Annotated in this window: 12 protein-coding genes; 4 read left to right on the forward strand and 8 right to left on the reverse strand. The window is 73.7% G+C overall.

Annotated elements, in window-relative coordinates; translation table 11 throughout:
• The 3 genes from K330_RS0111415 to cysS all read right to left on the reverse strand — a co-directional run bounded on the left by K330_RS0111415 (position 1) and on the right by cysS (position 4,580).
• Entirely contained in the window at positions 1 to 1,998 is a 1,998-nt protein-coding gene (locus K330_RS0111415) for a S9 family peptidase (protein ID WP_022921953.1), read from the reverse strand.
• Between the two features lie 134 nt (positions 1,999 to 2,132).
• Positions 2,133 to 3,089 (reverse strand): 23S rRNA (guanosine(2251)-2'-O)-methyltransferase RlmB, encoded by a 957-nt coding sequence (gene rlmB, locus K330_RS0111420; protein ID WP_022921954.1) that lies wholly within the window; start codon positions 3,087 to 3,089, stop codon positions 2,133 to 2,135.
• A gap of 27 nt (positions 3,090 to 3,116) precedes the next feature.
• Positions 3,117 to 4,580 carry a cysteine--tRNA ligase gene (gene cysS / locus K330_RS0111425; RefSeq protein WP_022921955.1) on the reverse strand — a complete coding sequence of 488 codons (1,464 nt, stop codon included), beginning with the start codon at positions 4,578 to 4,580 and terminating at the stop codon, positions 3,117 to 3,119.
• A gap of 274 nt (positions 4,581 to 4,854) precedes the next feature.
• Between cysS and K330_RS22765 the strand changes: the two genes are divergently transcribed.
• Positions 4,855 to 5,847, forward strand: coding sequence for a type IV toxin-antitoxin system AbiEi family antitoxin domain-containing protein (locus tag K330_RS22765; protein ID WP_156875783.1), 993 nt, complete (start codon positions 4,855 to 4,857; stop codon positions 5,845 to 5,847).
• A gap of 238 nt (positions 5,848 to 6,085) precedes the next feature.
• Here K330_RS22765 and yidC read toward each other — a convergent pair whose 3' ends face one another.
• Together yidC and K330_RS23920 are read right to left on the reverse strand one after the other, a co-directional pair.
• Positions 6,086 to 6,847 (reverse strand): membrane protein insertase YidC, encoded by a 762-nt coding sequence (yidC, locus tag K330_RS23915; protein WP_022921957.1) that lies wholly within the window; start codon positions 6,845 to 6,847, stop codon positions 6,086 to 6,088.
• A 149-nt stretch (positions 6,848 to 6,996) separates the two neighbouring features.
• Entirely contained in the window at positions 6,997 to 7,278 is a 282-nt protein-coding gene (locus tag K330_RS23920) for a DUF6412 domain-containing protein (protein WP_169448548.1), read from the reverse strand.
• A 121-nt stretch (positions 7,279 to 7,399) separates the two neighbouring features.
• Between K330_RS23920 and K330_RS0111445 the strand changes: the two genes are divergently transcribed.
• Both K330_RS0111445 and K330_RS20815 read left to right on the forward strand, forming a co-directional pair.
• Positions 7,400 to 8,059 (forward strand): GOLPH3/VPS74 family protein, encoded by a 660-nt coding sequence (locus K330_RS0111445; protein ID WP_029202588.1) that lies wholly within the window; start codon positions 7,400 to 7,402, stop codon positions 8,057 to 8,059.
• Between the two features lie 44 nt (positions 8,060 to 8,103).
• A complete protein-coding gene (locus K330_RS20815; RefSeq protein ID WP_022921960.1) occupies positions 8,104 to 10,419 on the forward strand; it encodes a glycoside hydrolase family 31 protein in 2,316 nt (771 codons plus the stop codon).
• Between the two features lie 344 nt (positions 10,420 to 10,763).
• Here K330_RS20815 and K330_RS24315 read toward each other — a convergent pair whose 3' ends face one another.
• Positions 10,764 to 10,979, reverse strand: a complete 216-nt coding sequence (locus K330_RS24315) for a hypothetical protein (RefSeq protein WP_051145589.1) — start codon at positions 10,977 to 10,979, stop codon at positions 10,764 to 10,766.
• Between K330_RS24315 and K330_RS23325 the strand changes: the two genes are divergently transcribed.
• Positions 10,881 to 11,339 carry an adenylate/guanylate cyclase domain-containing protein gene (locus tag K330_RS23325; RefSeq protein WP_229665830.1) on the forward strand — a complete coding sequence of 153 codons (459 nt, stop codon included), beginning with the start codon at positions 10,881 to 10,883 and terminating at the stop codon, positions 11,337 to 11,339. The two genes, K330_RS24315 and K330_RS23325, sit on opposite strands and share 99 nt — an antisense overlap.
• Before the next feature lie 248 nt (positions 11,340 to 11,587).
• Here the strand turns inward: K330_RS23325 and K330_RS0111465 are convergent, their stop codons facing one another.
• Complete coding sequence (locus K330_RS0111465; protein ID WP_022921963.1) at positions 11,588 to 12,214, reverse strand: MBL fold metallo-hydrolase; 627 nt, start codon at positions 12,212 to 12,214, stop codon at positions 11,588 to 11,590.
• Positions 12,211 to 13,365, reverse strand: a complete 1,155-nt coding sequence (locus tag K330_RS20825) for an S-(hydroxymethyl)mycothiol dehydrogenase (RefSeq protein ID WP_022921964.1) — start codon at positions 13,363 to 13,365, stop codon at positions 12,211 to 12,213. The genes K330_RS0111465 and K330_RS20825 overlap by 4 nt, the downstream gene beginning before the upstream one ends.
• Positions 13,366 to 13,375 lie beyond the last annotated feature (10 nt).

The following is a 13,375-nucleotide window of genomic DNA, read 5'->3' on the forward strand; positions in this document are numbered from 1 at the left end:
TCAGAGGTTCTCGACGCTCACCTCGGGTATGTCGTCCGCGAGCCGGAGGCCGAGCACCTGGGCGTAGAAGGACAGCTCGGCCTCCAGCGCGCCGACCTGGTTGTCGAGCCAGCGGAAGCCGTGCCCCTCCCCCTCGAAGAGCACCAGCGCGACCGGCAGGCCCTTGCGCCGCAGCACCTCGGCCATGGCCTGGGCCTGCGACGGGGGCACGACCTTGTCCTCGAGCCCCTGCAGCAGGATCAGCGGGGTGGCCAGGCGGTCGACGTGGTGGATCGGCGACCGGGCGGTGAAGGTCGCCTCCCCCTCGGGCCAGGGCGCGACGAGCCCGTCGATGTAGCGGGACTCGAGCTTGTGCGTGTCCTGCGCGAGCGTGGCCAGGTCGGAGATGCCGAAGTGGCTGGCCCCGGCCGCGAAGGTGTCGGTGAAGGTCGCGGCCGCGAGCGTGGTGAAGCCGCCCGCGCTGCCGCCGGTGATGAGCAGCCGGCTGCCGTCGACCGCACCGCTCTCGGCCAGGTGCCGGGCCCCGCTGGCGGCGTCCTGCACGTCGACCTCGCCCCACCGCCCGTCGAGCCGCTCGCGGTAGGCGCGCCCGTAGCCGGTCGACCCGCCGTAGTTGACGTCCAGGACGGCGAAGCCGCGCGAGGTCCAGAAGGTGCGGCCGGCCGACAGGCCGGGCGTGGCGCAGGCCGTCGGCCCGCCGTGCAGCGTCACGATCAGCGGTGGCAGGTCGCCCTCAGGGGCCTGCACGTCCGGGTGGGTGGGCAGGTAGAGGAACCCGTGCGCGGTGGCCCCGTCCGGGGTGTGCCAGCTCACCGGCTGCGGCAGCGCGGCGAACCCGTCGGGCACGGTGGGCGCCCCGGTGCCGACCGAGGGACGCACCTGCCCGGTGGGCAGGTGGACGAGCAGCACGTCGGCCGTCGCGTCGGCGCGGGCGGCGTCGACGGCCACCTCGGTCGCCGAGAGCACCGCCACGTCGCGGACGTATGTGGTGCTCGTCTCGACCTCCTCCACCTCCCCGGTGGCCAGGTCGACGACCACGAGGTCGCGGAAGCCGTCCCGGGAGCGGCCGCTGACCACCCGGCCGCCGGCGAGCAGGTCGTAGGAGCGCGTGTCGGGCACCCAGCGGGGGTGGCCGAGCTCGAACGGCTCGTCGGTGACCGCCTCGAGGCCCGCGTCGGCCCGGCTGACGTCGAGCCGGTGCAGGTTGCTCCAGCCGGAAGCATCACCGAGCACCAGCAGCGTCTCGTCGTCGAGCCAGAGCGGCTGCTCCAGCGACTGCTCACCGGTGCCGACAGCCCGTTCGTCGACGAGGTCCCCCGCGGCGTCCAGCACCCCCAGCCACAGTGTGGTGCGGTGCCACGGCATGGCCGGGTGGTCCCAGGTGAGCCAGGCCAGCCGGGTCCCGTCCGGCGAGAGCACCGGGTCGGCGACGAAGTCCGGGCCGGGCAGGTCGTCCCCTGCTCCGTCGGCCCGTGCGGCGACCGGTCGTTCCTTGCCCGCGACCAGGACGCTGCCCAGGTCGGCGTTGTCGCCGTCGAGGTCGAGCCGGACCAGCGAGACCACCGGCTCGAGCGTCTCGTCGCGCAGGTCCTCACGCAGGCAGAAGACCACCCGGCGGCGCGGGTCGACCCGGAAGCAGGACCACCGGACGGCGCCGTTCGTGCCGGGGGTGAGCGGGCGCGCCTCCTCCCCCGGGGCGGCACGCCATACCCGCTGGGTGGCGCCCTCGACCCACAGCACGGTGCCGTCGCGGACGCCATAGTCACCTCCTCCGTACTCGAGGTAGCGCGTGCGCACATCGTGCCCGGCAGGACTGACATCCTCGACGACACCGTCCCGGCGGCGCACCAGCGTCGTGCTCCCCGCGTCCTCGGGCCGCGCCTCGAGCCAGTAGAGGTCGGCACCGTCGGCCCGCGGGGCGTCGCGGCGGGTCACGCCGGACAGCGTGCGCCGGGCGTCCACCGGTGAGGGCCAGGACCCGTAGGGCAACGTCTGCATGGCACCACCCTCACACAGTCACGCCGGTCGAGGCGGGCACAGCACGTCCCCGGTCGGGCCGGGAGCGGGCACAGCACGTCGCCGGTCGGGCTTGGAGCGGGCAGACCACGTCCCCGGTGGGTGGGGTGGTCAGGTCAGCGGGCGCGGCGGGAGCGGTCGATCTCGTAGAGGGTCACGGCCGCGGCGATGCCGGCGTTGAGCGACTCCGTCGCCGCGGCCATCGGGATCGAGACGATCTGGTCGCAGGTCTCCCGGACAAGGCGGGACAGACCCTTGCCCTCCGAGCCGACGACGACCACGAGCGGCTGGTCGGCCAGCTCCAGGCCGGGCAGCTCCACGTCGCCGTCGGCGTCGAGGCCGATCACGAAGAAGCCCGCCTTGCGGTAGGACTCCAGCGCCCGCGTCAGGTTGGTCGCCTGCGCGACCGGGACCCGGGCGGCAGCGCCCGCCGCCGTCTTCCACGCCGAGGCGGTCATCCCGGCCGAGCGCCGCGCCGGCACGACGACCCCGTGCCCGCCGAAGGCCCCGACCGAGCGGATGATCGCCCCGAGGTTGCGCGGGTCGGTGATCCCGTCGAGGGCCACGATGAGCGGCGTGCCCGGCAGCTCGACCGACAGCAGGTCGTCGGGGTGGGCGTACTCGTAGGCCGGCACCTGCAGCGCCAACCCCTGGTGGACGGCTCCGTCGGTGATCCGGTCGAGCTCGGTGCGCGGCGTCTCCAGGACGGCGATCCCCTGCTCGGTCGCCAGCGTGATCGACTCGCGCACGCGGTCGTCGGACTCGAGCCGCGAGGCCACGTAGAGCGTCGACGCCGGGATGTGGGTGCGCAGCGCCTCGACGACGCTGTTGCGCCCGGCGACGATCTCCGAGGACGCCTTGCCGGACCGGCGCGGGCCGCGGCCTCCGCCGCCGGCGCCCGAGGCCTTGGCGTCCCGGGCGGCCCGGCGCGCGGCCGGGTGCCCGACCCGGTCCTCCGCCCGCGGGGTCGGCCCGCGGCCCTTGAGCTGCTTGCGGCGCTGCCCGCCGGAGCCGACGACCATGCCCTTCTTGTTCGACGTGCGCGCGTTGCGGCGCTGCTGGTTACCGGCCATCTGCCTCATACCCTCCTGGTCGACACGTCAGCGCAGCGCCCAGCGGGCGCCGGCCGGCGTGTCCTCGATGACGACGCCGAGCGCCGTCAGCTGGTCGCGGATGGCGTCGGCCGTCGCGAAGTCCTTGTCGGCGCGGGCCTGCGCCCGCGCGTCGAGCCGTTCCTGCACCAGCGCGGCGAGCACCTCGCCGGTCCGGTCTCCCCCGTCGCCGACGGCACCGCCGCCCCACGCGGGGTCGAGCGGGTTCACCCCCAGAACGTCGAGCATGGCCAGCAGCTGCAGCAGGGTGTGCCGCACCGCGCCCGCGTCGACCGCGTCCGGGGAGCCCTCGAGCGCCTTGTTGCCGTCGCGCACCACCCCGAAGACGACGGCCAGCGCTCCCGGCACGTTGACGTCGTCGTCCAGCGCCTCGCGGAAGGCGGCTGGGAAGGCGTCCTCGACCGCCAGTGCGTGGGACGCGTCGAGCAGCATGTCGGCCGGCTCGCCGACGACCTCCAGCGCGCGCGCCACATACCCCTCGATGCGCTCGACGGCGGCGAGGGCCTCGGCCAGCGAGCCCTCGCCGTACTCGATCGTCGACCGGTAGTGGGCGGCGCCGAGGTAGTAGCGCAGGACGAGGGGGCGCACGGTCTTCGTCAGCTCGGTGACCGCGAGCGCGTTGCCCAGCGACTTGCCCATCTTGGAGCCCTTGACCGTCACCCAGGCGTTGTGCAGCCAGAAGCTGGCGAAGTCCAGACCCGCCGCGCGCGACTGCGCCTGCTCGTTCTCGTGGTGCGGGAAGCGCAGGTCGACCCCGCCGCCGTGGATGTCGAAGGCGTCGCCGAGGTATTTGCGCGCCATCGCCGAGCACTCCAGGTGCCACCCCGGGCGGCCGCGGCCGTAGGGGGTCGGCCACGAGGCGGTGTCCGGCTCGCCGGTCTTGTGCCCCTTCCACAGCGCGAAGTCACGCGGGTCGCGCTTGCCGCGCGGGTCGGCGTCCCCGGCCGGCTCCATGTCGTCGAGCCGCTGCCGGGTCAGCTCCCCGTAGGCCGGCCAGGAGCGCACGTCGAAGTAGACGTCCCCCGAGCCGTCCTCGGCGGCGTAGGCGTGGCCCTTCTCGACCAGGGTGTCGATCATCTCCACCTGCTCGGTGATGTGACCGGTGGCCCGCGGCTCGTAGGTCGGCGGCAGCACACCCAGCAGCTCCAGCGCGCGCGCGGTCTCCCGCTCGTGCTGGTAGGACCACGCCCACCACGGCTCCCCCGCCTCGGCCGACTTCGCCAGGATCTTGTCGTCGATGTCGGTGACGTTGCGGACCAGGGTCACGTCATACCCGTGCCCGCGCTCGAGCCAGCGCCGCACGATGTCGAAGGCCACCGCGAAGCGCACGTGCCCGATGTGCGGGCTGCCCTGGGTCGTGAGGCCGCAGATGTACATGCCCACCCGTCCGGGCTCGAGCGGCGCGAACGGCCGCAGGGTCCGGGAGGCGGTGTCGAACAGGTGCAGGCTCACCCGGTCAAGGCTACCGGGGGTATGGAGTGCCGCCCGACGCGCGCGGAAGGCGGCGTGGGCCGGGCGCTGACCGGGGAGGTCTGCGTGCGGCCCACCACCTCGTCGGCCCCTGACGGCTGGGCAAGGTTGTGCACCGCAGGCGACGACACGGACGGTGCATCTGGTGCACAAGGTGGTCCGTCCGGGTCCGATCCGCAGAGCACCCGTCGCCATCCCGGCCGAGGCTGTGGACGACGACCGACCGTCCAGCGCCGACGGCGGCACACTCAGGCACATGTCAGAAGGGATCACGCGCCTGCTCGAGGCGCAGGGTGGGGTGGCGAGCGCACGGGAGGTGCTGGTGGCCGGCTTCTCCCGCCGCACCGTGGAGAGGATGGTCCGGCGCGGCGAGCTGGTCCGGGTGCGCCGCGACGCGCTGGTCCTCGCGAGCGTGCTGACCGGCGCCACCCCCTGGGAGAAGCGTGCCCTGGCCGCCCGCGCCGTCGGACGGAGCCTCGCCCAGTCGCCGGGCGCGGCGACGCACGCGCTGAGCCACGAGAGCGCCCTCATGGTGCACGGCCTGCCCTGGTTCGGCGAGGACGGGCTCGTCCACCTGGTGCGGACGGACGGGCGCCGAGGCCGCCGGGACGACACCGTGTGGGTGCATCGGCCGGTGGACGCGCGCTGGGTCGGTGTGGTCGACGGCCTCCGCGTGGTGTCACCGGGCCTGGCCGCCCTCCAGGTCGCTGCCACCCACGGCGTCGAAGCCGGGCTGGTGGCGGTCGACGGCGTCCTGCACCAGGCCGGGACTGCCGACCTGGCGGACCACACTCGATGGGACGCGGCGGCGGCCGCGAGGATGCGGCACGAGGTGGCCCGGGCGCTCGGGACCGTGCGCGGAGCCGGGGCGTCCGCGGCCGCCCTGGTCCTCGAGCATGCGGACGGCCGGAGCGAGTCCGCGGGTGAGAGCCGCAGTCGCTGGCTCGTGCACTCCCTGGGCCTGGGGCCGTGCACGCCGCAGTTCGAGGTGCGTGACGGCCCGTTGCTGGTGGGGATCGCCGACCTCAAGCTCGACCGGTGGCCCGTCCTGGTCGAGTTCGACGGCGCCGGGAAGTACACGAGCCACGAGTCGCTCCTCGCGGAGAAGGACCGGGAGGACCGCATGCGCACGCTCGGGTACGAGCTGGTCCGGATCCGGTGGAACGACCTCGCCCGGCCGCAGGTGGTCCGTCGACGGCTCCTCGAGGCGGTCGCCCGGGCCGAGTCCCGGGCGACGGCTGCCGGGTGAGACCCAGGCAGGGGCACGCCCTCCGGGCACGGCCCGGCACGGCCAGGCACGGCCTGGAGGCCTCCTCGGCGCGCGGCCTCCTCGGTGACAAGGTTGTGCACCACGGACGCGGCGGACCACCGTGCCAACGGTGCACATCCTTGCCCACGAGGGTGGATGACCGTGGACAACCGCGCCAACGGTGCACATCCTTGCCCGCGAGGGTGGATCGCTCCTCGGTGGCCGTACGGCCGCCGGGTCACCGACGTCCGTGCCTGATCCGCCGCAGGCTCGCGCGCTCCAGCAGCCCCCACATCGTGCTCGTCACCAGGTAGAGCCCGGCCGCCAGCGGCAGCGAGGCGACCGCCGCGACGGTGAGGAAGGACAGCAGCGGCATCACCTTGGTCACCTGCTCCATGCTGTCGGCCATCGCCTGCTGCTGCGCCGACAGCTGCGTGGCCGTGGACGGCCGACCGGCCGCCGCCTGTGCCGCCACCGCCCTGTCCTCCGCCATGTGCCGCCGCAGCTGCCAGGCGGAGAACGCGGCGACCGTCAGGGTGAGACCGATCAGGACCAGGAAGATCCACCGGTCGCCGGCTCCCGCACCGACGAGGTGCTGCGACAGGGGCGTGCCCAGCACCGTGTGGTCCAGCAGCCGGTTGTGCGCACCGGCGATCTCGGGCGCGGTGAAGAGCCGGTAGACCATCCCGAAGACCGGCACCTGGAGGAGCGCCGTCAGGCAGCCGGGCGCCAGCGGGACGCCCTCCTCGCGGTGCAGCTCGAGCACGGCACGCTGCATCGCCTGCGGATCCTTGGCGTGCTGGGAGCGCAGCTGCGCCAGCCGCGGCTCCAGCTCCCGGCGGCGGACCGCCTGGTGCTGGGTGCGGCGGTTGAGCGGGTGCAGGACCAGGCGGAGCGCGAGGGTGAGCAGCACGACGGCGAGGCCGGCGGGGACGACCGGTGACAGGGCGTCGAGGAGGTCGTGGACGGGGAGGAGGACAGGGTCGAGGAAGGAGAACACGCGGGGTCCTTGTGGTGCGTGCGCACGCGACGGTGCGCGGCGGGCAGGGTCGTCAGGACGACCCGACCGGGCAGCACGCAGAGCGTCTCGCGGGTATGCCGAAGGAGGCGGACCTGCGGAGGACGCCGCGGCCGGGGCGGCGGGTCGGCTCAGCCCAGCCCGGGAGCCCGCGGGCGCACGTGGCCCGGGCGGTCGGGGTCGCTCGCGCGCACGCCGGCGGCGCGGCATACCTCGCTGCGGTGCCGCACCGAGACCACCCGCGCGCCGACCGGCACCGCGTGCGAGCGGGCGGCGAGGGCCGCCATCCCCGCCAGGGCCAGCGCGAGGAGGGCGTGGTCCCCGGTGCTGACGGTGGCCGACAGCAGCGCCACGGTGGTGAGCAGGGGCAGCAGCAGCCCCACGAGGGGCACGCGCTCGGCTCCGAAGCTCACGACGCCGAGCATACCGACGGTTACGCCGCGCGGCCTCCGACCCAGGTCGGAGATGCGGCGCACCGCGGATCCGACCGCTGACGGATGTCCCCGCGAGGCGCTGGCCCCTAGCGTGGCGGTCATGATCGTCGCCGAAGAACTGCTCCTCGTCGGCACCGACCCCGAGGGCCGCAACCTGCTCGGGTCCCATCGCCAGATCGCCCTCGGCGGCGCCCTGCTGACCGACCTGGTCGTCCGCGAGCGCCTCGACGTCGACGACCGCGGCCGGCTGCGGGTCGTGGACGGGAGCACGGTCGGGGAGCCACTGCTGGACGAGGCCCTCGTGCGCTTCGCGGAGCGCGAGGGCAAGAAGCCCAAGGACGTCCTGGGCACGGTCGGCAAGAAGATCGAGCAGCCGCTGCTCGACAGCCTGGTGCGCCGCGAGCTCGTGCGGCCCGACCCGGTGAGGGTCCTCGGCCTGACGCTGACGACGCGCTGGCCGGCGCTGACGACCGCTGCGCGCGACGCCACGCTCGGCGACCTCGTCCACGTGCTGACCGGCGCACGGGGGGCCGACACGCGCACCGGCGCCCTCGTCGCCCTGCTCCAGGCGGTCGACGCCCTGCACAAGGCGGTGCCCCAGCAGCTGCGCCCGGGCATGACCAACGGCGAGGTCAAGCGCCGCGGCAAGGAGGTCGGCCAGGGCCGGTGGGCGAGCGAGGCCGTGGTGAAGGCGGTGCAGGACGCGACCGCCGCCGTCATGGCCGCCGTCGTCGCCGGCGGGGCGGCTTCGAGCAGCTGACGGCCACCCGGCGCCGGCAGCGCCGATGTGGTTGGGTCGCTGCCATGCGCATCGTCCACGAGAGCGACCGTGCCCGGGTCACCGTGCTCAGCCCGCACCTGGTGCGCTACGAGTGGTCGCCGACCGGCACCTTCACCGACGCCGCGACGCAGGTGGTGGTCGACCGCTCCTTCGGCGACCGTCCGGACGTCGAGTTGACTGCCGAGCCCTGGCGCGACGGCGTGCACGTCGTCACCGACGGGTTCGAGCTGCACTACGACGGGCACGAGCCCACCCCCTCCGGGCTGTTCCTGCAGGTCCGCGGCGGCGTCACGACCTACCACTCCACCTGGAGGTATGGCGTGCCCGCCCGCGCGCACCGCCTCCTGGACGGGACCGCCCGGACCCTCGACAACGTCGACGGCCGCGCGCCGCTCGAGCCCGGCGTGGTCTCCCGCGACGGGTATGCCGTGCTCGACGACTCGGCCAGCCTGGTCCGCACCGGTCCCGGCGTGACGCAGGTCGCCCCGCGCGAGCCGGGTGCCGTCGACCTCTACGTCTTCGCCCACGGCCTGGACTTCCGGGCGGCCCTGCGCGACCTCCACGGCCTGACCGGGCCGGTCCCCCTCGTGCCGCGCTACGTCCTGGGCAACTGGTGGAGCCGCTACCACCCCTACTCCGAGGAGGAGTACCTCGCGCTGCTGGACCGCTTCGCCGCCGACCGCCTGCCGTTCTCGGTGGCGGTGCTGGACATGGACTGGCACCTGACCGACGTCGACCCGGTGCACGGCTCGGGCTGGACCGGCTACACCTGGGACCCCGCCCTGTTCCCAGACCCGCAGCGCTTCCTCGACGAGCTGCACTCGCGTGGCCTGCGCGTGACCCTCAACGACCACCCGGCGGACGGGGTGCGGGCGTTCGAGACGGCATACCCGGCGATGGCGGAGGCCATGGGGATCGACCCGGCGACCGGGGCCGCGGTCGCCTTCGACGCGACCTCCGAGGAGTTCCTGTCGGCGTTCTTCGAGCACGTGGCGCACCCGTTGGAGCGCGACGGCGTGGACTTCTGGTGGATCGACTGGCAGCAGGGCCGGCACACCGCGGTGCCGGGGCTCGACCCGCTGTGGGTCCTCAACGAACGGCACTTCGCCGAGCTGGCCTCGACCGGGCGGCGGCCGGTGGTCTTCTCCCGCTACGCCGGGCCCGGGTCGCACCGCACCCCTGTCGGTTTCTCCGGCGACACGGTGATCAGCTGGGCCTCGCTGCGCTTCCAGCCGGAATTCACCGCCAGCGCGGCCAACATCGGCTACGGCTGGTGGAGCCACGACATCGGCGGCCACTGGGACGGGCGCAAGGACGTGGAGCTGGCGGTCCGCTGGGTGCAGCTGGGGGTGTGGTCGCCGGTCAACCGCCTGCACGCGACGGCCAGCCCGTTCCAGGGTAAGGAGCCGTGGCGCTTCGGGACCGAGGCCGAGCAGCTCATGGGCGACGCGCTGCGGCTGCGGCACCGGCTCGTGCCCTACCTGGCGACCATGAACGAGCGGTCGGCCGTCGAGGGCATCTCGCTCGTCGAGCCGGTCTACCACCGGCACCCGCAGCGCGACGAGGCCTACGAGCACCGGGCCACGTACTTCTTCGGCGCCGACCTGCTCTGCGCACCGGTGGTCGAGCCGCGTGACGCCCGGGTGGGGCTGGCCCGCGTCGACCTGTGGCTGCCGCCGGGGACCTGGTACGACCTGCAGACCGGGCGCCGCTACCGGGCGGGCGAGCACGGGCGGCAGGTCGCGGCCTACCGCGACCTGGCGCACACCGTCGTGCTGGCGCCCGCGGGGACGGTGCTGCCGCTGGTGGCCGAGGACGAGGTGGCCAACGGCGTCGAGCTGCCCCGCTCGCTGGAGGTGCGGGTCTTCGACGGCTCCGACGGAGAGCACGTGATGGTTGAGGACGACGACGGCCCGGTGGGGACGAGGCGGGTCGCTCGCACCCCGCTGCGGCTGGACCGGGCGGCGGGCACGCTGACGATCGGGCCCGCCGAGGGTGACGTCGACGTGCTGCCCGGGACGCGGACCTGGACGGTGGTGCCCGTCGGGGTCGCCGTCGAGCCGGTCAGGCTGGCTGACGTGCCGGTCGGCGAGCCGGTGGTGGTGCAGCTCCACGGCGAGGAGACGGTGCCGCCCGTGCTGGACGACTGCTTCACGGTCCTCGACGCCGCGGAGGTGGAGCACCGCACCAAGGACGAGGTATGGCGCGTGCTGTCCCGGGGCGCGGGGCGCGGACCGGGCAGCACGTCAGCCGCGCTGGTCGGCCAGCTGTCGACGATGCGCCTCGACGACGCCCTGCTCGGCGCGCTGGTGGAGGTGCTCACCGTCGACGAGGCGTGAGCCACCCACGCACCACGACCGACGACGTCGTGCGCACGCCCCCAGCCGCACCGACGACGGCGTGTGCACGCACCCATCCCCACCGACGACGTCGTACGCACGTCGAGTGGGTCACCGAGGACGTCGTGCGCACCGCGGGCCCTGCCAGCGTTGACAGCACCCATCACTGCGGAGATGGACGTGACCGTCCTCGTCGCGTCGTTCGGCATGCTCGTGCCGATGTTCGGGTGCTTCCTCCAGCGGCTCACCGCCGAACGGGCCCGGTCAGAGGCGCTCATCCTCAACATCCTGCCCGTGACGGTCGCGCGTCGGCTCAAGAGCGGCCCGGCCATGATCGCGGACCGTCACGAGCACAGCAGCATCGTCTTCGCCGATCGTGTGGAGTTCACCAGCCATTCGAGGGCAAGGACCCGGCGCGGATCGTCCTGGAGCTCAACACGATCTTCTCGCGGTTCGACGAGCTGGCTGTCGAGCGGGAGGCCGAGAAGATCAAGACCATCGGTGACGGTTACATGGCGGCCTGCGGGCTTCCCGACGCGGATCCGGACCACCTGGTTCACGCCTGCGACCTTGCGCTCGACATGGTCGCGGCGATGCCTGCTCTGAACGCCGCGCTGGGCACTCACCTCGAGCTTCGCGTCGGGCTCAACTCGGGAGGCGCGGTGGCCGGAGTCGTCGGCACCAGCACGTTCTCCTACGACGTCTGGGGCGAGATGGTGAACGTCGCCTCCCGGCTGGAGTCCAACGGCGTGCCCGGGTCCGTGGTCACCAGTTCTACCGTCGCCGCCGCCCTCCGTGACCGCTACGAGGTCCGCCCGCTCGGTGTGAGGGACCTCAAGGGCGAGGGCAGGACCGAGCTGTTCACCGTGGTCGGCCGACAGGGCGGTGCGCGCGCCTCCTCTCCCGGTCCGAGCACCTGACTCCGTGATCGACCCACCCAGCACCACCGTCGGCGACGTGCGTGTACCGAGGGGCCGTGCCAGGGCGCGCGGGACCTACGGGTCAGGGTGCACATGCCGTCCCAGGTCAGGCGTGGAGCGCGCACACCGCGTCGTCGGTCAGGTGTATGGCGTGCAGCCGCCGTCCCCGGTCACGCGTGGAGCGGGCACACGGCGTCCCCGGTCGGGTGTATGGCGTGCACACCGCGTCGTCGGTCGGGGGTGGAAGCTCAGTGGCCCCGGTCGACCCACTCCTGCAGGTGCGGCTTCTCGGCACCGATCGTGGTGTCACCGCCGTGGCCGGTGTGCACCACGGTGTCCTCCGGCAGCGTCAGCAGCCGCTCGCCGATCGAGCGGATGATCGTCGGGAAGTCGCTGAACGAGCGCCCCGTCGCACCCGGCCCGCCCTCGAAGAGCGTGTCGCCGCTGAAGACCACACCCAGCTCCGGCACGTGCAGGCAGCAGGCACCTGGGCTGTGGCCGGGCGTGTGCAGCACCCGGAGCGTGACCCCGGCGACCGTGAGCTCCATACCGTCCGCGAGCTCGGCGTCCGGCGCCTCGTGGTGCACCCGGTCCCACAGCATGCGGTCCTCGGGGTGCAGGTAGGTCGTGGCGCCGGTGCGGCGGGCGACCTCCGGGGCGGCGTCGATGTGGTCGTCGTGGCCGTGGGTCAGGACGAGCGCCCTGACGGTCCGCCCGCCCACGACCCCGAGGATCGTCTCGGCGTCGTGCGGGGCGTCGATGACGATGCACTCGGTGTCGTCGCCGATCACCCAGACGTTGTTGTCGACCTCCCACGTCCCGCCGTCGAGGCTGAACGTGCCGGTCGTCACGGCGTGGTCGATGCGGGCGGTCATGCCGGCACCTCCGTCCCGGCACCGGCGCTGCCGGCGGCGGCAGCGCCCTCGTCCAGGACGACGACCGAGCGCAGCACCTCCCCGGCGTGCATCTTGTCGAACGCCCCCTCGACGTCGCCCAGGCCGATCGTCTCGGTGACGAAGCCGTCGAGGTCGAAGCGACCCTGCCGGTAGAGGTCGATGAGCATCGGGAAGTCGCGGCTGGGCAGGCAGTCGCCGTACCAGCTGGACTTCAGCGCCCCGCCACGGCCGAAGACATCGAGCAGGGGCAGCGTGATCTCCATCTCCGGCGTGGGCACGCCGACGAGGACGACGGTGCCGGCCAGGTCGCGGGCGTAGAAGGCCTGCTTGTAGGTCTCCGGCCGGCCGACCGCGTCGATGACGACGTCGGCGCCGTTGCCACCCGTCAGCTCTTGGATGGCCAGGACCGGGTCGGTGCCGGAGCTGTTGACGGTGTGGGTGGCGCCGAAGTCCCGGGCGCGCTCCAGCTTCCGGTCGTCGAGGTCGACGGCGATGATCTTCGTCGCCCCGGCGATGGCGGCACCCGCGATCGCCGCGTCGCCGACCCCGCCGCAGCCGATGACGGCCACGGAGTCGCCGCGGGTGACGTTGCCGGTGTTGACCGCCGCGCCGAAGCCGGCCATCACACCGCAGCCGAGCAGGCCGGCCGCCACGGCCGAGGCCTCCCGGTCGACCTTGGTGCACTGACCGGCGTGGACGAGGGTCTTCTCGACGAACGCGCCGATCCCCAGCGCCGGGCTCAGCTCGGTGCCGGCCATCGGGTCACCCTCGGCGAGCGTCATCTTCTGGGCGGCGTTGTGGGTGTTGAAGCAGTACCACGGCTCGCCCTTGGCGCACGCCCGGCAGTGCCCGCAGACGGCCCGCCAGTTGAGGATGACGAAGTCCCCCGGGGCCACGTCGGTGACGCCCTCGCCGACGGCCTCCACCGTCCCCGCGGCCTCGTGGCCGAGCAGGAAGGGGAACTCGTCGTTGATGCCGCCCTCGCGGTAGTGCAGGTCGGTGTGGCACACGCCGCACGCCTCGACCCGCACGACCGCCTCCCCCGGCCCCGGGTCGGGCACGACGATGTCGACCACCTCGACGTCGGCTCCCTTGCTGCGCGCGATGACGCCCTTGACGACCTGCGACATACGTGACCCT

It is taken from the genome of Ornithinimicrobium pekingense DSM 21552 (assembly GCF_000421185.1).
Taxonomy (GTDB): domain Bacteria; phylum Actinomycetota; class Actinomycetes; order Actinomycetales; family Dermatophilaceae; genus Ornithinicoccus; species Ornithinicoccus pekingensis.